At 40.2% G+C, this 18,472-nt stretch carries 18 protein-coding genes and 1 riboswitch; of the genes, 2 read left to right on the top strand and 16 right to left on the bottom strand.

What is annotated here, in order from left to right; translation table 11 throughout:
• Positions 1-106: 106 nt before the first annotated feature.
• The 14 genes from HT711_RS04470 to HT711_RS04405 all read right to left on the bottom strand — a co-directional run bounded on the left by HT711_RS04470 (position 107) and on the right by HT711_RS04405 (position 14,398).
• Positions 107-2,539: an ATP-dependent Clp protease ATP-binding subunit gene (locus HT711_RS04470; protein WP_173234325.1), complete on the bottom strand. Its 2,433-nt coding sequence runs from the start codon at positions 2,537-2,539 to the stop codon at positions 107-109.
• Position 2,540: 1 nt separating this feature from the next.
• The gene (locus tag HT711_RS04465; protein ID WP_004261972.1) at positions 2,541-2,999 is read right to left on the bottom strand and encodes a CtsR family transcriptional regulator; all 459 of its coding nucleotides are present in this window, start codon (positions 2,997-2,999) and stop codon (positions 2,541-2,543) included.
• Positions 3,000-3,117: 118 nt separating this feature from the next.
• Positions 3,118-3,846 (bottom strand): ABC transporter ATP-binding protein, encoded by a 729-nt coding sequence (locus HT711_RS04460; RefSeq protein WP_173234327.1) that lies wholly within the window; start codon positions 3,844-3,846, stop codon positions 3,118-3,120.
• Entirely contained in the window at positions 3,846-4,853 is a 1,008-nt protein-coding gene (locus HT711_RS04455) for an ABC transporter substrate-binding protein (protein WP_050136943.1), read from the bottom strand. Before HT711_RS04455 ends, HT711_RS04460 begins: the two co-directional genes overlap by 1 nt.
• Positions 4,854-4,891: 38 nt before the next feature.
• Entirely contained in the window at positions 4,892-5,650 is a 759-nt protein-coding gene (locus tag HT711_RS04450; protein ID WP_001245134.1) for an ABC transporter permease, read from the bottom strand.
• Positions 5,613-5,903 carry a thiamine-binding protein gene (locus HT711_RS04445; protein WP_000647659.1) on the bottom strand — a complete coding sequence of 97 codons (291 nt, stop codon included), beginning with the start codon at positions 5,901-5,903 and terminating at the stop codon, positions 5,613-5,615. The genes HT711_RS04450 and HT711_RS04445 overlap by 38 nt, the downstream gene beginning before the upstream one ends.
• A gap of 68 nt (positions 5,904-5,971) precedes the next feature.
• Positions 5,972-6,074, bottom strand: a riboswitch (TPP riboswitch).
• Between the two features lie 82 nt (positions 6,075-6,156).
• The gene (cbpD, locus tag HT711_RS04440) at positions 6,157-7,503 is read right to left on the bottom strand and encodes a choline binding-anchored murein hydrolase CbpD (protein ID WP_173234328.1); all 1,347 of its coding nucleotides are present in this window, start codon (positions 7,501-7,503) and stop codon (positions 6,157-6,159) included.
• 87 nt (positions 7,504-7,590) lie between these two features.
• Positions 7,591-7,857 (bottom strand): Veg family protein, encoded by a 267-nt coding sequence (locus tag HT711_RS04435; RefSeq protein ID WP_000128619.1) that lies wholly within the window; start codon positions 7,855-7,857, stop codon positions 7,591-7,593.
• Position 7,858: 1 nt separating this feature from the next.
• Complete coding sequence (gene dnaB, locus HT711_RS04430; RefSeq protein ID WP_112444677.1) at positions 7,859-9,211, bottom strand: replicative DNA helicase; 1,353 nt, start codon at positions 9,209-9,211, stop codon at positions 7,859-7,861.
• 43 nt (positions 9,212-9,254) lie between these two features.
• Positions 9,255-9,707 carry a 50S ribosomal protein L9 gene (gene rplI, locus HT711_RS04425; RefSeq protein WP_000864214.1) on the bottom strand — a complete coding sequence of 151 codons (453 nt, stop codon included), beginning with the start codon at positions 9,705-9,707 and terminating at the stop codon, positions 9,255-9,257.
• A complete protein-coding gene (locus HT711_RS04420) occupies positions 9,704-11,677 on the bottom strand; it encodes a DHH family phosphoesterase (RefSeq protein ID WP_173218770.1) in 1,974 nt (657 codons plus the stop codon). The genes rplI and HT711_RS04420 overlap by 4 nt, the downstream gene beginning before the upstream one ends.
• A 135-nt stretch (positions 11,678-11,812) precedes the next feature.
• Positions 11,813-12,361, bottom strand: a complete 549-nt coding sequence (gene raiA, locus HT711_RS04415) for a ribosome-associated translation inhibitor RaiA (protein WP_173234329.1) — start codon at positions 12,359-12,361, stop codon at positions 11,813-11,815.
• Positions 12,362-12,440: 79 nt separating this feature from the next.
• The gene (locus HT711_RS04410) at positions 12,441-13,103 is read right to left on the bottom strand and encodes a ComF family protein (protein ID WP_173234330.1); all 663 of its coding nucleotides are present in this window, start codon (positions 13,101-13,103) and stop codon (positions 12,441-12,443) included.
• Positions 13,100-14,398, bottom strand: a complete 1,299-nt coding sequence (locus HT711_RS04405; RefSeq protein WP_173234331.1) for a DEAD/DEAH box helicase — start codon at positions 14,396-14,398, stop codon at positions 13,100-13,102. The genes HT711_RS04410 and HT711_RS04405 overlap by 4 nt, the downstream gene beginning before the upstream one ends.
• A gap of 56 nt (positions 14,399-14,454) precedes the next feature.
• On the opposite strand from HT711_RS04405, the gene HT711_RS04400 reads away from it, so the two are divergent.
• Together HT711_RS04400 and cysK are read left to right on the top strand one after the other, a co-directional pair.
• Positions 14,455-15,090 (top strand): YigZ family protein, encoded by a 636-nt coding sequence (locus HT711_RS04400; RefSeq protein ID WP_000395741.1) that lies wholly within the window; start codon positions 14,455-14,457, stop codon positions 15,088-15,090.
• A 285-nt stretch (positions 15,091-15,375) separates the two neighbouring features.
• Positions 15,376-16,302 carry a cysteine synthase A gene (gene cysK, locus HT711_RS04395; protein ID WP_000029881.1) on the top strand — a complete coding sequence of 309 codons (927 nt, stop codon included), beginning with the start codon at positions 15,376-15,378 and terminating at the stop codon, positions 16,300-16,302.
• A 121-nt stretch (positions 16,303-16,423) separates the two neighbouring features.
• Here cysK and tsf read toward each other — a convergent pair whose 3' ends face one another.
• The gene (gene tsf, locus HT711_RS04390) at positions 16,424-17,464 is read right to left on the bottom strand and encodes a translation elongation factor Ts (protein WP_173234333.1); all 1,041 of its coding nucleotides are present in this window, start codon (positions 17,462-17,464) and stop codon (positions 16,424-16,426) included.
• A gap of 79 nt (positions 17,465-17,543) precedes the next feature.
• Positions 17,544-18,323, bottom strand: coding sequence for a 30S ribosomal protein S2 (rpsB, locus tag HT711_RS04385; protein ID WP_014017378.1), 780 nt, complete (start codon positions 18,321-18,323; stop codon positions 17,544-17,546).
• Between the last annotated feature and the right edge of the window lie 149 nt (positions 18,324-18,472).

Raw genomic sequence — 18,472 nt, 5'->3', positions numbered from 1 at the left:
TATGTTTTTATTATAAACTATATTTTTATTTCGTCAATAGATTTTTATTATTTTTTATAAAAAAGTAGCAAAAAAGAGAATCAAGATTTCTCCTGATTCTCCATTTTTATACAATATCAAATTTTAACTGGCCTGCTTTGACACCAATCTTAAGTGTGCTGCCTGCCTCTAATTCTCCCTTGAGAAGAAGTTCTGCTAACTTGTCTTCCACTTCTGTTTGTAGGGTTCTGCGAAGTGGACGAGCTCCCATCTCTGGGTCATATCCTTGATTGGCCAACAATTTCAGTGCGGAAGTTTGTAATTTCAAGTCAATACCTTTTTCAGCCAAACTTGCCACTAAAGGTTTGACCATAATCTTCACCACTTCCTGCATATGGTCGCTAGACAGGCTATGGAAGACCACCTTTTCATCAATACGGTTAATAAACTCAGGTCTATAAGCTTTTTTCAGCTCTTCAAACATGCGTTTTTCCATATTTTCCTGATCAAAACGAATGTCCTTAGCTCCAAATCCGACAGTCTTGTCATCACGAAGGGCTGTCGCACCAAGGTTTGACGTCATGATGATAATGGTATTTGAAAAATCAACCTTGCGCCCCTTGCTATCTGTCAAGACACCATCATCCAAGACCTGTAAGAGAACATTAAAGATATCAGGGTGGGCCTTCTCTACTTCGTCAAAGAGGAGAACGGAATAGGGTTTGTTGCGAACCTTCTCGGTCAACTCCCCACCTTCTTCGTAGCCCACATAACCCGGAGGAGCTCCATTGAGACGGCTGGCTGCAAATTTCTCCATATACTCACTCATATCAAAGCGGATAAGGGCTGATTCGTCATCAAAAAGAACTTCTGCCAGAGCCTTGGCCAATTCGGTCTTCCCGACACCTGTGGGTCCTAGGAACATAAAGGAACCAATCGGACGCTTATGACTGCGAATCCCTGACTGGTTGCGACGAATCGCACGGCTAATGCTTGAAACTGCTTGATCTTGACCGATGACACGTTTGTGTAGTTCAGCTTCCAAATTCAAGTATTTCTTGGCATCCGTTTGAGTCAGTTTTTGGACTGGAATACCTGACAAGCGACTCAAGGTGGTCAAAATATCAGACTCTGTCACCAAGACTTTATAGACAGGCACTTCCTCTTCTTTAGCAATTAGTTGAGCAGCTTGTTTCCACTTACCATCCATCAAGGCCTTGTCAGCTGGACTCAAACCTGAATCGTCTGCTTTTACATTTTTAGTTTTATTTTGCACTGTTGCCGCTGCTTCATCCAAGAGATCGATAGCAGAGTCTGGCAAGTGACGACTGGTTAAGTAACGATGCGCCATCTTAACCGCTGTTTCAACCGCTTCATCTGTGATTTGTACCCGGTGATGTTTCTCATAAGTCGCCTTCAAACCTTGTAAAATGGTCATGCTGTCTGCCACACTTGGCTCTTCAATCGTTACTTTGGCGAAACGACGAGAAAGGGCCGCATCTTTTTCGATGTGTTTTTGGTATTCTTCCTGAGTGGTGGCACCAACCGTTCTCAAAGTTCCACGCGCCAAGGCTGGTTTTAAGATATTGGCCGCATCCAGAGTTGAATCAATCCCGCTCCCAGAACCCATGATAGTGTGAAGTTCATCGATAAAGAGGATGACTTGGCCATCTTTTTCAATATCCTTGATGATATTATTCATGCGTTCTTCAAAGTCACCACGGAAGCGCGTCCCTGCAACGACATTCATCAAATCAAGCTCTAACACGCGCATCTTAGCCATTTCAACAGGCACATCCTCACTAGCAATACGCTGAGCAAGACCAAGCGCCAGAGCAGTTTTCCCGACACCAGCATCCCCAACCAAGACAGGATTATTCTTGGTTTTCCGACTCAAAATTTGAATCATACGCGAGATTTCCTTATCCCGACCGATGACTGGTTCTAACTTGCCAGAACGCGCTTGCTCTGTCAAATCATGCGTATAGTCCTCGAGACCACCACTAGGAGTCTGCGGCATGCCCATCATATTGGCCATAGAATTTTGCTTGTCAGCTACTGTACGATGGCGTTGGCGTAGAGCCTTGAGATCTTCTCGAGTCCAGCCTGCACGTTCTTCTAGATTGCGACGAAGGGCAGCAATCTTGACCTGATCTTTCTTGTCTTCATAAGAAAAACCAGCCCTCTCCAAGATACGAGTCGCCAAGGCATTGCCATCATGCAAAATCGCATAGAGGACGTGCTCCGTCCCTAGCACCTTAGCATGGACCACTGACGCTACATACTCTGCTTCGTCAAAAAGAACCTGCAAACGATGGGAGAACGGCAATTCCGTAAAGGTTTCATCCTGGCTATAGTCTGTTTCAGTCAGTTCCAAAGCGACCTCTTCTAAACGGTCCATCTCATATGGATAATCATTTAAAGTCGCCCCTGCCACACTATAACTGTGATTGGACATGGCAATCAACAAGTGCCAAGACTCTAGGTAACGAGCTCCAAAATGGCCAGCAACCATGTAGGCACTTTCGATACATTCATTCAATGCTTTTGAATAGTTCATCTTACTTCCCTTTTCTATCTACCTCTTGTATGACCTGTCGTAGCATGTTTGCTCGAACAACTGGAGCTTCTTCTCCTAGAACGCGATCCAAAGCTACTGCCACCAGCAAATTCATCTCCTGCTTGGTCATCAATTCCTGCTCAACCAAAAGCTGCAGAATATCCTCATAAATTTCTTGACTAACTCGCTCACCAATCGAGTAAAGCAGCTCCCTGAGCATTTCATGATGACTAGAAAACTCAATCCGTCCTATACGAATGTAGCCTCCGCCACCACGTTTACTTTCAACCAAGTAGCCTCTACTTTCAGTAAAGCGTGTCTTGATCACATAGTTAATCTGACTAGGGACAACCTGAAAGGTATCTGCCAACTGACTACGTTGTAACTCCACGATACCAGATTGATCTAAAATCGCCTTGATGTAGGCCTCAATATGATCCGATGTATTTTTAAATCTCATTACAAACCCACCTCTCTCTTTAAACCTTGACTATCTTTGACTATTATACCGAAATTTTCTCATTTTTAAAAGAAAAAGGGCGCTGGTAAAGGATAATCTTCACCAACTCCCTATTTTTCTACTTATCTAAGCCTAATTCTGCTAAGATTTGACGTTTGTAGGCAATCTTTTGAACTTCCTTGTCCTCACTTTCAGACCAATCTAGTTTAATTTCTGAAACAATTTGCCCAGGGCGATTTTTCAAAATATAGATGCGGTCGCTGAGACTGAGGGCCTCCTCGATACTATGCGTGATGATCAAGGTTGTTAGCTGCAACTGCTTGTGAATCTCAAGGTACCAAGCGTGTAGTTCCATCTTTGTCATCTCATCCAAGGCACTAAAGGCCTCATCTAAGAGAAAGAGCTTGTGCCCGAAAAGGTAAGTCCGGAGTAAGGCTACACGCTGGCGCATCCCACCACTGAGTTCATGAGGGTATTTATCTCTTACAGCTGTCAACTGGAAGGTCGCAAGAATGTCATCTGCGCGAGCAATAGCTTCTGCCTTATCCACCTTTTGAATCAAGAGGGGCAGAATGATATTACCAAGCACCGTCTTGTGCTCCAAGAGCAGATCCTTTTGCAACATATAACTCACGCGCCCCTTGGGATTTTCTTCACCATCAAGGACAATTCTCCCTGACTGAACTTCTAAAATCCCCGCAATTAAGTTGAAAAGCGTAGTCTTACCAACACCACTTGGGCCTAAGATAGAAACCACTTCTCCTGAAGTCACCTGCAGGTTAATGTCCTCTAAAATCCTCTCTTGACCATAGGCATAACTGACGTGTTCTAGTCTAATCTCTGTCATTATTTCACAAATTCGTTGGTGAAGCCTTTGTCTGTCAAGTCTTCTTTAAGGATACCATTTTCTTTATCCCATTTGTAGAAGGCATTCCAGCGAGCTGCATCAAATTGACCCCATTTTTCCTTGTCGCTTGCGTATTCTTTTGACAAGTATTTTTGAGATTCGATGACAAAGTCACGTTTTTCCTTGAGTTCAGGTGCATTTTTGATGAGGATATCAGCTGCTTCTTCTGGATGCTCCATAGCATATTGGTAACCTTTTTTGATAGCTTGGATGACTTTACGAGCTTCTTCTTTATTGTCTTTCAGATAGTCGTTGTTTGCGATGATAACTGGTGAATAGTAGTCAAACTCCTTGACATAGTCTTTCAAATACATGAAGTTAGCATCTACACCTTGAGATTTAGCAAGAATTCCATCCCAACCGTAGTAAATCCAAGCAGCGTCAAAGACACCATTGGCAATCGGTGTGATTGAGTTTGAGTCGTTGTTTGGTACTTTTTCAACTTTTTCAAAGTCCCCACCTTGTGATTCTACCAAGGTTTTCAACATAGCCAGTTCAGTTGGGTCATTCCAAGTTCCGTATTTCTTACCAACCAAGTCTTTTGGACTGCTTACATTGTCAGATTTACGAGAGATGATTCCTGATGTATTGTGTTCAACAATAGCTGCAACGGCAGTAATTCCTGCCCCTTTTTCCAATTTCTTAGCCATGTAGTCTTGGAAATACACTGCAAATGGTGCCTTACCATTGATAACCAAGTCAGAAGAACTTTCTTCTGGTGGCAATTTCAAATCAACATCCACTCCAGCTTCTTTGAAATAACCTTTTTCCTTGGCAACATAAAGCCCTGTGTGATTGGTATTTGGCGTCCAGTCTAGGATAAAGTCAATCTTCTTGAGTTCTGCCTCTTTGTTATCCTTAGAAGTAGTTCCTTGACCACAGGCCACAAGCACAACAGCTACAAGAGCTGTCACAAGCGTTAAAAACACTTTCCATGTTTTCTTCATTTTGATTTCCTCTTTTCTTTTTCAGAAACATTCTTATTCTAAGAACGTTTCCATTTAATAACATATTTCTCGCTGATATCGACCAACTTCATACCCAAAAGGCTGATAATCGATACCAGAATAATAATAGCAAACATGGTATCATACTGAAACAGTTTCTTGGACTGAATCATGTAGACACCTAGTCCTTCAAAGCCTCCCAACCACTCAGATACCACTGTTGTGATAAAGGCGTAGGAGACACTGACCCTCAGACCTGCATAAAAGTAGGGCAGGCTGACTGGAATTTTAAAATGCCACAGGATTTGCCAAGGCTTGGCCCGCATCAGACTAAACAAGGTCAACATATCCTTGTCACAATGCCTAAAACCGTCCAAAATGCTGACGATGATAGGAAAAGTTGTCGTCAAGATAATCAGGACAATCTTGGGCAGAATGCCATAACCTAGCCACAAGACCAAGATAGGAGCTATGGCAATGGTCGGGATAGTCTGAACAACCACCATCATAGGGTAAATCAGGTCATTGAGCCAAGTCAAACTGTCCATGAGTACAGCCATGAGACAGGCAATCAAGACTCCCAAAATTAGACCTAGCAAAGCCACTCTCAAGGTCGCCCAGCTATGGTGCCAGAGAAATTCTCTATCACGCACAAAAGACTGGAGGATCTCAAGAGGAGTTGGCAGGATAAACTTGGGGAGAAGTTTAAGAAAACCTGCTAACTGCCAGATTGACAAGACTCCCAGAAAGCCCAATAGACTAATGTGTCGTCTCAGTATACTTTTCAAGTTTCTCATCAATACTTAAAATCTCTCCTACATTTATTTTGACATTGGCAAAGACATTATCTGCCTCCTGCCCTGCCACTTCCAGCGCTTCTTTGAGAATACGCATGAGCTCATCAAACTCCCCTTCCAAGACCGTTTCAAATGGTGTCACCACCATGGTCACTTCTTGAGCTTGCAGGTAAGCAATGACCTGATCGATAACAGCTATCCGATCAATCCCCTGCGCTAGGGGTAAAACTTGCAAGGCAATGCTTGCTTTCATAAAAACCTCCTCTTCTCGTTTTCCTTTGACAAAAAGAAAAACCTTTACCATATATGGAAAAGGTCAAGAATAGACTAAGTATCGTTCCCTACGCTGGCATTACCCAGATCAGGTGCGGTCGAAGTTTAACACTTCCTCTCAGACTGTACACAGACTCCCATATATTATATAGATATATGATAGCGCAAAATAAGAAAAATGTCAAGGAAACTGCTTACAGAAAAGAGCAGGAAAAATTTCCTACTCCAATTTTCTATACTCGTTCTCCATCACTGTTTACTCTGTAGCCATCCACCGTCGTATTAACAGCTAAGACACCTGAAGAGTAAGAATAATACCACTTACCAGAAACTTGATACCAGCCTGTTTTCATTGCCCCTGAACTATCCAGATAATACCACGAGCCATTTTCCTTTAACCAGCCTATCTGCATTTCACCAGATGATTTCAAATAATACCAGCTAGATCCATCTTTCAACCATCCCGTTGATTTAGACCCATTTGATTTGAAATGATACCAACTACCATTTATTTTCTTCCAACCGACAGTCGATCCATTATTTGAGCTATAATTAGAGCTATTCCCTGATTGGTTCTGATAATTCTGTGAAGAAGTCACACCCTCTAACTGGATATAACGACGACTTCCGTTATAAGCCGTATAACTCAACCACTTGTAGCCGTCTTTTTCGAGAATTTGATCATAATGAACCTTCTCCCCAGGATAATAGTAATCAATCGCAGTTGCGCTAACTAATGGCTGATTTTTGATAGCAGACTTGCTCTTAAAATAATGTGTTCCTCCTGTTGAAGAAAGACTAGAATTACCTAGAGGATTTTTATTCACAGCCTCCAATTGAACATAACGATAGCTTCCGTTATAAGCTGTATAACTCAACCACTTGTAGCCGTCTTTTTCGAGAATTTGATCATAATGAACATTCTCCCCAGGATAATAGTAATCAATCGCAGTTGCGCTAGCTAGTGGCTGATTTTTGATAGCAGACTTAGACTTGAAATAATGTGTTCCTCCTGTTGAAACTGAGGTTTGACTATTCCCAACACTGCCACCAGCCAAATCTTTAAAATGAATAAATCCTGTCATCATATTTGCTTTTATACTTCGTTTATTATAGGCTTCTGTATAACCATAGTTATATTCCTCGATCTCAATCTGATCTCCCATTACATTTGACACCCAGGCAACATGCCCATAAGTTCCTGCAGTAGACCAAGCAATGGAGCCAATCGTCGGTGTATTATCTACACGATAGCCTTCACGACGAGCACGATGCCCCCATTCATTCGCATTTCCATAAGCCCTTGGAATCTCAAAACCATTGACATTACTCAAACGAAAGGCTGCAAAAGAAGTACACTGACGAGAATACATGCGCCACTGATCAATCTCCTGGCTCCCATTTTTATAATGAACAGGATAATCATCCCCACGCGCAATCGATCCATTTCCTCCAGAATAGGCATATACACTATCACTCGCTGCTAACATCAATCCTACTACTAAAAAAGGAACAACCTTTTTAGCTGATTTTCTGAAAGAAAACCTTGTCTCTGTTACTTTAAACGGTAAAATTTTCATTCTTCCTCCTTGAAAATAATATAAATCGAAGATTACCTTCACTTAAACTATTCGGAGAAAAAAGAAAAAGTGAGAAAATTTCTCACTTTAGTCCAGATAATGAATTAGATTTTTTTCTGTAAGGATATCTGAGTAAGTAAAGGATTCAACGTAAACATTAGCCTGTTTATCTCCTTCCACATTCCCAAATTCCACAATAAATAGGGATGGATAAACTTCAATTAACTTACCCAATCTATTTTTTTGACGCTTACGCCCATTTTCCAAGGTCATTTCAATTACATGACCCTCATGTGCCTTGATTTCCTCTTTGATTTTTTTCATCTTAGCTACATCTGTAAATGCATCTGTCATTTTATGCCTCCCTTTTTGAGATACTTGAAAATTTATTGTATTCTTTTTGGAAAATCAATTCCACTGTTCCACGAGCTCCACTACGGTTTTTCTCGATAATAACTTCCACCTTATTATTTGGGATACCGTCCTCTTCTTCACCACCACGCTCATAGTAATCGTCACGATAGAGAAAAGCTACGATATCAGCATCTTGCTCAATAGACCCAGATTCACGAATATCAGACAAGACTGGTCTTTTATCCTGACGTTGTTCTACACCACGAGAAAGCTGACTTAGAGCAATTACTGGAACTTTCAGTTCTTTTGCTAGGATTTTCAACTGACGTGAAATTTCTGAAACTTCTTGTTGGCGGTTTTCTCGCCCAGTTCCCGTGATAAGCTGCAAGTAATCTATCAAAATCAAACCAAGATTACCCGTTTCTTGAGCAAGTTTGCGTGAGCGAGAACGAATTTCCGTGATTCGAATCCCTGGCGTATCATCGATATAGATACTCGCGTTGGCTAGATTCCCTTGAGCAATGGTATACTTTTGCCATTCCTCATCAGTCAATTGCCCCGTACGGATAGAATGGGATTCCACCAAACCTTCTGCCGCCAACATACGATCCACTAGACTTTCCGCACCCATTTCCAGTGAAAAAATAGCAACCGTTTTGTCCAACTTGGTCCCAATATTCTGAGCAATATTCAAGGCAAAGGCTGTCTTACCAACCGCCGGACGAGCTGCTAAGATAATCAACTCCTCCTCATGAAGACCAGTCGTCATATGATCTAAATCACGATAGCCTGTCGCAATACCTGTAATATCAGTCGTTTGCTGCGAGCGAGCTTCCAGATTTCCAAAGTTGATATTCAACACATCTCGAATGTTCTTAAATCCACTTCGATTAGCATTTTCACTGACATCAATCAGGCCTTTTTCTGCCTGAGCAATGATTTCATCAGCTGGTTGCGAAGCCTCGTAAGCTTGATTGACAGACTCTGTCAACTTGGAGATTAATCGCCGTAGCATTGCTTTTTCTGCAACAATCTTAGCATAGTACTCCGCATTAGCAGAAGTTGGCACAGAATTGACAATCTCAACCAAGTAAGACAAGCCACCAATATTCTGTAAATCACCTTGATTATCAAGAATGGTACGAACCGTTGTTGCATCTATAGCATCGCCACGATCGGATAAATCAACCATAGCTTGGAAAATCAAACGATGGGCATACTTAAAAAAGTCCCGAGACTCAATATATTCTCGCACAAAAACAAGTTTACTCTCATCAATAAAGATAGCCCCCAAAACAGATTGCTCAGCTAAGATATCTTGAGGTTGTACTCGTAACTCTTCTACTTCTGCCATCAGACTTCCCTTCCTTTTACAATCTTGTCAAGAAGGTGTAAACTTATCCTTCTTTCACACGAAGATTGATTACACTTGTGATATCTTGATAGATTTTCACTGGCACATCAATCAAACCAACCGCTCGAATCGGAGCTTGTACTTGAATATGACGTTTATCAATCTTAATTCCAAATTGCTTTTGCAATTCTTCTGCAATCTTCTTATTGGTAATAGAACCAAAGGTACGACCATCTGGACCAACTTTTTCAACAAATTCTACAACCGTTTCTTCTGCTTCAAGTTGGGCTTTAATTGCTTTTGCTTCTGCAATCATCTCAGCGTGAGCTTTCTCTTCGGATTTTTGTTTACCACGAAGTTCACCTACAGCTTGAGCAGTCGCTTCTTTTGCTAGGTTCTTTTTGATAAGAAAGTTTTGCGCATACCCTGTTGGTACTTCCTTAATTTCGCCTTTTTTACCTTTTCCTTTAACATCTGCTAAAAAGATTACTTTCATTCTTCTTTCTCCTTTTCCTTTATTTCATTTAATACAATTTCTGTCAGTTTTTCACCTGCTTCCGACAAGGTTAAATCCTTAATTTGAGCTGCTGCCAAATTAAAGTGACCTCCACCGCCTAACTCTTCCATAATCCGTTGTACATTCAGTTTACTACGACTTCGAGCTGAGATAGAGATAAATCCTTGTGTATTTTTCGCAAGAACAAAACTCGCTTCAATACCTGACATAGCTAACATGGCATCTGCTGCCTTACTAATAACAACTGTATCATAGCATTTCGTGTCCTTAGCCTCTGCTATTAGTACATCTGAACCTAATTTACGCCCCTGTAAAATCAGTTCATTGACCTCACGATATTCTTCAAAATCTGTCGCAGCGATTTCTTGGATAGCAATACTATCACTTCCTCTCGTTCTGAGATAGCTAGCAACATCAAATGTCCGACTAGTCACTCGTGAGGTGAAATTTTTAGTATCCAGCATCATACCAGCCATCAAGACACTTGCTTGCATACGACTCAAACGATTTTTCTTAGAATTCTGGAACTGAATCAATTCCGTTACCAACTCACTGGCACTGCTTGCACCACTTTCGATATAAGTGATGACTGCATTATCTGGAAAATCCTGATCCCTTCTATGGTGGTCAATAACGATGGTCTGTGTAAACAAATCATAAAATTCTTTTGATAATGTTAAGGCTGTCTTTGAATGGTCTACAAGAATCAACAAAGAACGATTGGTCACCATCCCCATTGCATCCTTAACAGACAACAACTTCGTAACTCCTTCTTTTTCTAAGAATGAAACAGCACGTTCAATATCTGGAGACATTTGTTCTTCATCATAAAGAGCATAGCTATTTTCAATCACATTGCTGGCGAACAACTGCATACCTACAGCAGAGCCCAAGGCATCCATATCTAAATTTCTATGCCCAACTACAAACACTTGATCCACACTACGAATCTTATCAGATATGGCTGTCATCATTGATCGAGTACGGGTACGAGTGCGCTTGATGGACGCAGCCGACCCACCGCCAAAGTAGACTGGATTTTTCGTTTCATCATTCTCCTTGACAACCACCTGGTCGCCACCACGTACTTCAGCCAAGTTCAAGTTGAGCAAAGCAACTTTCCCTATTTCATCATGATTTCCATCGCCATAAGAAAATCCCATACTTAAGGTCAAGGGCAACTGTCTCTGTTTCGACTCTTCTCTGAAAGCATCAATAACAGAAAATTTATCATTCATCAAGCCCTCAAGCACCGTGTAGTCAGTAAATAGATAAAATCGATCCATACTTACCCGACGAGAAAACATCATGTATTTTTCTGAAAACTCTGATATAAAATTAGCTACAAAACTATTGATTTGACTAATATCTGACTCAGAAGTTGCATCCTCCAAATCATCATAATTATCCACAGATACAATTCCAATCACTGGTCGACTCGTTACTAACTCATCTGTTATGGCTTGCTCCCTGGATACATCTACAAAATACAAAACACCGGAAGAAGCATCCATATGAACAGCATAACGCTTCTCACCCAGTTTGGCATAAGTAGACGGATTTCCTACTGAAGCCTTGATAATCGTTTGAACAGCTTCCAAATCAAAATCGCCATCTTCCTTGGTCAAAATCAATTCAGCATAGGGATTAAACCACTCAACCTCTCCAGAAGATAAATTCAATTTCATAACACCTACAGGCATCTGTTCCAATAGAGATGTCAAACTTTCTTCCGCTTGGTGGTTTACATACTGTATCTGTTCTACATCACTCCTTGTATAATGCACTCTCAGTTTCTTAAATAAAAAAACATAGCCTCCTACAAAAAGAAACAAAATTAAAAGCGTCAACAGATTATTATTAACAAAAATAATGAAAGTGGATAAGACTCCAAACGCAATCAATCCTACTAGAATAGGAAAAATTGGACTTACATAAAATTTTTTCATTCCAAACCTCTTGGCACCCATTATACCATAATAACCCTCAAAAAGCGACTTTTTAAAAGTGTAATCAGTAATTCTATCAATTATAAGAAAAAGGAGGTTTACAATTCAGTAAACCTACCTTTACACATATTGAAATTAAGATTCTTTAACTTCTAACAAACCAATTTCGCCATCTTCACGACGATAAATCACATTGGTTGTCTGATCTTCAACATCCACATAGATAAAGAAATCATGTCCCAACAAATCCATTTGTAGAATAGCTTCTTCCAAATCCATTGGTTTTAAATCAATTTGTTTTGAACGAACAACTCTAGACTGGACAACATTTGGATCTTCCACCAAAGCATCTGTAAATAATTGACTAGTTGCTACCTTATTTTTATTTTTACGCTCGATTTTTGTTTTGTTTTTACGAATCTGACGTTCAATTTTATCGGTTACAAGGTCAATTGAACCATACATATCTTGAGACACATCTTCTGCACGAAGAGTAATAGAGCCAAGCGGAATCGTTACTTCCACTTTAGCCGTTTTTTCACGATAAACTTTTAAGTTAATTCGGGCATCCAACTCTTGTTCTGGCTGGAAGTACTTTTCGATCTTTTCGAGTTTAGAAACTACATAATCACGAATTGCTTCTGTTACTTCTAGGTTTTCACCACGGATACTATATTTAATCATATGAGTACCTTCTTTCTAAACATTTTTGTTTTTATGATTTTATTATAACGCTTTCATTCTATTTTTGCAAATTTTTTCCTCATCTTACAAGGGAAAATGTTTTTACATCCTCAGCACCAGCTTCTTCCAGCAGTTTCTTCACACGATTTATAGTTGTTCCTGTAGTATAAATATCATCTATAAGTAGGATTTTCTTAGGAATGCGGACTCCACTTTTAATAAAGAAAGGAAGTTCTGTCGCCAAGCGCTCTGAGCGACTTTTAGAAGAACTGGCTCGTTCTTCTCTTTTCTCTAGTAAGTCTTGAAAAGAGAACCCTGCTGCTTCAACTAAACCTTCAATCTGGTTAAATCCCCTCTCGAGCAATCTTTCAGGACTTAGGGGAATGACTACAAATTGATACTCTTTGTACTTTTTTAACTCCGCACTTAAAAATGAAGCGAACACTTTTCTTAACAGGAAGTCTCCATCAAATTTATATCGACTAAAAAAATCCTTCATAGCTTGATTGTAAGTAAAAATCGCTCTATGACTGACCTCAACTCCTTCTTTACACCAAAATTGACAATCTTGACACTTTGTTGACAAACCTGTTTTCATACAATTTGGACAGTTCTCTTCTCCAATTCTCTCAAAAGTAGAATCACAGTCTGAACAAAGACAAGACTCATCATTCTTCAGAAGTAAGAGACTACTAAAAATTAAAACAGTCTTCATAGTCTGCCCACATAACAAACACTTCATAAGCCTGCCTCCTTGTTCATCTGCTGAATTTCCTTAATTGCCTTCTTGATTGAAGCATTTAACCCGTCATGAAAGAAAAACAAATCTCCTGTCGGTCTATCCATGCTTCGTCCAACTCGTCCACCAATCTGAATCAAACTAGACTTGGTAAACAAACGATGATTGGCCTCTACTACGAAAACATCCACACAAGGGAAGGTAACCCCACGCTCCAAGATTGTCGTACTGATAAGTATTGTCAGTTCTCCATCTCGAAAAGCTTGTACTTGCTCTAATCGATCCTCTGTTACAGAAGATACAAAGCCAATTTTCTCATTTGGAAATTGCTCCTGTAAAATTTCTTTTAACTGCTCCCCTTTCTTAATTTCTGAAGCAAAAATGAGTAACGGATGAGCTGTCTTTCTCTGCTTCTCAATATAGGACTTTAACTTTGGTGACAAACGATTCTTGTCTAAGTAGCGATTAAAATCCGATAACCAAATTGGTTTTGGAATAATCAACGGATTTCCATGGAATCGTCTAGGTAAGCTCAGTCTTTTTAGTTCTCCTAAACGGACCTTTTTATCTAACTCATCGGTCGAAGTCGCTGTTAAAAAGATTCTCAATCCATTCTCCTTTACACTATTCTTGACAGCATGGTAAAGCGTGGGATTATCAACATAAGGAAAAGCATCTACTTCATCCACTATCAGCAAATCAAAAGCTTGATAAAATTTCAATAACTGATGGGTCGTCGCAACAACTAGTGGTGTTCGAAAATACGGCTTTGATTCTCCATGTAGGAGGGCTATCTCGCAAGAAAAATCATTTTGCAGGCGCTTATACAGCTCCAAACAAACATCTATGCGAGGACTAGCCAAACATACTGCACCACCTCCATTGATCACTTTAGCCACTACTTGATAAATCATTTCTGTCTTTCCTGCTCCTGTTACTGCATGAACTAAGGTTGGCTCCTGCTTGTCTACTGCTTGAATCAGTCCCTCTGACACCTTCTCTTGAAAAGGAGTTAATTGACCACGCCATTTAAGAACATCTTGCTTCGGAAAATCCTCCTGTGGAAAATAGTATAAAGCTTGATCACTCCTGACTCGCTTCATAATTAAGCACTCCCGACAATAGTAAGCACCGATGGGCAAATACCATTCTTCTAGAATAGTACTATTACAACGTTGACAGAAAAGTTTCCCCTTCTCCTTTCTCATTGCTGGAAGTTTCTCCGCCAACTGACGCTCCTCTTCTGTTAATTCATTCTCAGTAAACAAACGACCGAGATAGTTTGGATTTACTTTCATACTTCTTTATTCGTAAAAGCCTAGCACTTTAGATGATTTTTTAGTACAATTAAATCATGGAATTTAGAACAATTAAAGAGGACGGTCAAGTCCAAGAAGAAATCAAAAAATCCCGCTTTATCTGTCATGCCAAGCGTGTTTATAGCGAAGAAGAGGCTCGTGACTTCATTACTGCTATCAAAAAAGAACACTACAAAGCTACGCATAACTGCTCTGCATTTATTATTGGGGAACGTAGTGAAATCAAACGTACAAGTGATGATGGCGAGCCTAGTGGCACTGCTGGTGTTCCCATGCTTGGGGTACTAGAAAATCACAATCTCACCAATGTCTGTGTGGTCGTGACACGCTACTTTGGTGGTATTAAACTAGGCGCTGGAGGACTAATTCGTGCTTACGCAGGCAGTGTTGCCTTAGCCGTCAAAGAAATTGGCATCATTGAAATAAAGGAACAGGCGGGCATTGCTATTCAAATGTCTTACGCTCAGTACCAAGAGTACAGTAACTTTCTTAAGGAACATGAGCTCATGGAACTTGAGACAAACTTTACAGATCAAGTCGATACGATGATTTATGTTGATAAAGAAGAAAAAGAAACTATTAAAGCTGCACTGGTGGAGTTTTTTAATGGAAAAGTCACTTTAACTGATCAAGGTTTACGCGAAGTTGAGGTTCCTGTAAACCTAGTGTAAACAATAGATAATACAGTGTTTCACTGATATTTTCACCGCTACTTTAATTAGCAACATAAAAAGGTTCTTGCCAAGAGTTACTAGAAAATGAAGCAATTCAAAAAGAAAACTGATAACTTTCTTCTTTACACCTATTTACTAAAATTAACTTATCACAATCGCTTAAAAATTAATGGCTTAGACCTGTGATATAAAAAAATCCTATCGCTCCGATAGGATTTCTATATTTTACAAATGGTATAGTTAGCGTTATACTAGAAATATCTTATACAAAGAGGTATTCATATGTCTATTTATAACAACATTACTGAACTAATCGGTCAAACTCCGATTGTTAAACTCAACAACATTGTGCCAGAAGGTGCTGCGGACGTCTATGTAAAGCTTGAAGCATTTAACCCTGGTTCATCGGTAAAAGACCGTATTGCTCTTAGCATGATTGAAAAAGCGGAACAAGACGGTATTCTAAAACCTGGTTCTACCATTGTTGAAGCAACAAGTGGAAACACTGGTATTGGACTTTCATGGGTAGGTGCTGCTAAAGGGTATAAAGTTGTCATCGTTATGCCTGAAACCATGAGTGTAGAACGACGTAAGATTATCCAAGCTTATGGTGCTGAACTCGTCCTAACTCCTGGTAGTGAGGGAATGAAAGGAGCTATTGCTAAAGCTCAAGAAATCGCTGCAGAACGTGATGGTTTCCTTCCTCTTCAATTTGACAATCCCGCTAATCCAGAAGTACACGAAAGAACAACAGGAGCTGAGATACTAGCTGCTTTCGGTAAAGATGGATTAGATGCCTTTGTTGCTGGAGTTGGTACCGGTGGAACAATTTCTGGTGTTTCTCATGCACTCAAATCAGCAAATTCAAACATTCAAGTTTATGCAGTGGAAGCTGATGAATCCGCCATTCTATCTGGTGAAAAACCTGGTCCTCACAAAATTCAAGGTATCTCAGCTGGATTTATTCCTGATACACTTGATACTAAAGCCTATGATGGTATCGTTCGCGTAACATCAGATGATGCTCTTGCACTCGGACGTGAAATTGGTGGAAAAGAAGGCTTCCTTGTAGGGATTTCTTCAGCTGCAGCTATCTACGGAGCCATCGAGATTGCCAAAAAATTAGGTACAGGTAAAAAAGTCCTTGCTCTAGCACCAGATAACGGTGAACGTTATCTCTCTACAGCACTCTATGAATTTGAAGTTTAGTCTCCTAAATGCACTTAGCCCTTATTATAGGGCTTTTTATTTTTACCTTGAAAATAGGAAGCTCTCCCTATAGGGATCGACTGCATAGAAAAAAGGAAGCAAATTTACTTCCTTTCTATAATTAGTTATTCAAGGCTGCTGCCATTGTAGCTGCAACTTCAGCTTCAAAGTCGTTTGCAGCTTTCTCAATACCTTCACCAACTTCAAAGCGAGCGAACTCAACTACTGAAGCGTTAACTGATTCAAGATATGCTTCAACTGTCTTGCTGTCATCCATGATGTAAACTTGTGCAAGAAGTGTGTAAGCTTGGTCAACTTTAGTATTGTCAAGCATGAAGCGATCCATTTTACCTGGGATGATTTTGTCCCAGATTTTTTCTGGTTTGCCTTCTGCAGCCAATTCAGCTTTGATGTCAGCTTCAGCTTGAGCAATAACATCATCAGTCAATTGTGCTTTTGATCCATATTTCAAGTGTGGAAGAGCTGGTTTGTTAACCATTGCACGGCTTTCGTTATCTTGGTCGATAACGTGGTTCAATTGTGCCAACTCATCTTTAACGAATTGTTCATCTAATTCTTTGTAAGAAAGAACTGTTGGTTTCATCGCTGCGATGTGCATTGACAATTGTTTAGCAAGTGCTTCGTCTCCACCTTCGATTACAGAGATAACACCGATACGTCCACCGTTGTGTTGGTAGGCTCCGAAGTGTTGTGCATCTGTTTTTTCAATCAAAGCAAAGCGACGGAATGAGATTTTTTCTCCGATAGTCGCTGTTGCAGATACGTATGCAGCTTCAAGAGTTTCACCTGAAGGCATTGTCAAAGCAAGAGCTTCTTCGTTATTAGCTGGTTTTCCTTCAACGATTGCTTTAGCTGTTGCGTTTACCAACTCAACAAATTGAGCGTTTTTCGCAACGAAGTCAGTTTCAGCATTTACTTCAACAACTGCTGCAATGTTACCGTCAACATAAACACCAGTCAAACCTTCTGCAGCAACACGGTCAGCTTTCTTAGCTGCTTTTGCCATACCTTTTTCGCGAAGCAATTCAATCGCTTTTTCGATATCGCCTTCCACTTCAACCAATGCTTTTTTAGCGTCCATAACACCAGCACCAGATTTTTCACGCAACTCTTTAACAAGTTTAGCTGTAATTTCTGCCATTTTGATTCTCCTATATTTTTTAAAAATAGGAGAGCCGGGCTAAGCCCCGCCCTCCTAGGTAATTACTATTTATTATGAATTAAGCGTTGTCGCCTTCTACAACTTCAACGATTTCTTCAATTGAATCTGCTTGAGTTTCTGAAGCTGCAAATTCTGCTTCAACTGCTGCTGCATCTTCACCTTGACGTCCTTCAATGATAGCATCAGCCAATTTAGCTGTGATCAATTTAACAGCGCGGATAGCATCATCGTTAGCTGGGATGATTACATCGATATCATCTGGATCAGTATTTGTGTCAACCATCGCTACAACTGGGATTCCCAATTTTTTAGCTTCTTTAACAGCGATTTGCTCTTTATGTGGGTCAACTACATACATCACATCTGGGATACGAGGCATATCTTCGATACCACCCAAGAATTTTTCAAGACGTGCACGTTGTTTGTTAAGAAGTGCAACTTCTTTCTTAGGAAGAACTTCGAAAGTTCCATCTTCTTCCATACGTTTGATTTCTTTCAAACGAGCGATACGTTTTTGGATTGTTCCCCAGTTTGTAAGAGTTCCACCCAACCAACGGTGGTTGATGAAGTATTGACCTGAACGTACTGCTTCTTCAGCAACTGCATCAGCTGCTTGTTTCTTAGTACCAACGAACAATACAACTGCATCGTTAGCTGCTGCATCACGCATGAAGTCGTATGCTTGGTCAGCGTATTTTACAGTTTGTTGCAAGTCGATAACGTGGATTCCGTTACGCTCTGTAAAGATGTATTTAGCCATCTTAGGGTTCCAGCGACGAGTTTGGTGACCAAAGTGTACACCAGCCTCAAGAAGTTGTTTCATTGAAATTACTGCCATGAGTATTTCTCCTTTTTGTTTTTTTCCTCTTCTTGACTTCAACTCGCAAAACGACCCAAGAGCAACTGCTTCACAATTCATCAAGAATGAGTATTATCGTTCACACGACAATTTTCATTTTACCATACTTTTCCAATATTTTCAAGCTA

The sequence above is a fragment of the Streptococcus sp. 1032 genome, from assembly GCF_013277015.1.
GTDB lineage: Bacteria > Bacillota > Bacilli > Lactobacillales > Streptococcaceae > Streptococcus.
Note: the sequence above shows the minus strand (reverse complement) of the source record. Positions and strands in the feature narration are given on the sequence as shown.

Coding starts and splice junctions, on each gene's coding strand:
- HT711_RS04470 (WP_173234325.1), bottom strand. CDS start 2,539: ATGAACTATTCAAAAGCATTGAATGAATGTATCGAAAGTGCCTACATG.
- HT711_RS04465 (WP_004261972.1), bottom strand. CDS start 2,999: ATGAGATTTAAAAATACATCGGATCATATTGAGGCCTACATCAAGGCG.
- HT711_RS04460 (WP_173234327.1), bottom strand. CDS start 3,846: ATGACAGAGATTAGACTAGAACACGTCAGTTATGCCTATGGTCAAGAG.
- HT711_RS04455 (WP_050136943.1), bottom strand. CDS start 4,853: ATGAAGAAAACATGGAAAGTGTTTTTAACGCTTGTGACAGCTCTTGTA.
- HT711_RS04450 (WP_001245134.1), bottom strand. CDS start 5,650: ATGAGAAACTTGAAAAGTATACTGAGACGACACATTAGTCTATTGGGC.
- HT711_RS04445 (WP_000647659.1), bottom strand. CDS start 5,903: ATGAAAGCAAGCATTGCCTTGCAAGTTTTACCCCTAGCGCAGGGGATT.
- cbpD (WP_173234328.1), bottom strand. CDS start 7,503: ATGAAAATTTTACCGTTTAAAGTAACAGAGACAAGGTTTTCTTTCAGA.
- HT711_RS04435 (WP_000128619.1), bottom strand. CDS start 7,857: ATGACAGATGCATTTACAGATGTAGCTAAGATGAAAAAAATCAAAGAG.
- dnaB (WP_112444677.1), bottom strand. CDS start 9,211: ATGGCAGAAGTAGAAGAGTTACGAGTACAACCTCAAGATATCTTAGCT.
- rplI (WP_000864214.1), bottom strand. CDS start 9,707: ATGAAAGTAATCTTTTTAGCAGATGTTAAAGGAAAAGGTAAAAAAGGC.
- HT711_RS04420 (WP_173218770.1), bottom strand. CDS start 11,677: ATGAAAAAATTTTATGTAAGTCCAATTTTTCCTATTCTAGTAGGATTG.
- raiA (WP_173234329.1), bottom strand. CDS start 12,361: ATGATTAAATATAGTATCCGTGGTGAAAACCTAGAAGTAACAGAAGCA.
- HT711_RS04410 (WP_173234330.1), bottom strand. CDS start 13,103: ATGAAGTGTTTGTTATGTGGGCAGACTATGAAGACTGTTTTAATTTTT.
- HT711_RS04405 (WP_173234331.1), bottom strand. CDS start 14,398: ATGAAAGTAAATCCAAACTATCTCGGTCGTTTGTTTACTGAGAATGAA.
- HT711_RS04400 (WP_000395741.1), top strand. CDS start 14,455: ATGGAATTTAGAACAATTAAAGAGGACGGTCAAGTCCAAGAAGAAATC.
- cysK (WP_000029881.1), top strand. CDS start 15,376: ATGTCTATTTATAACAACATTACTGAACTAATCGGTCAAACTCCGATT.
- tsf (WP_173234333.1), bottom strand. CDS start 17,464: ATGGCAGAAATTACAGCTAAACTTGTTAAAGAGTTGCGTGAAAAATCT.
- rpsB (WP_014017378.1), bottom strand. CDS start 18,323: ATGGCAGTAATTTCAATGAAACAACTTCTTGAGGCTGGTGTACACTTT.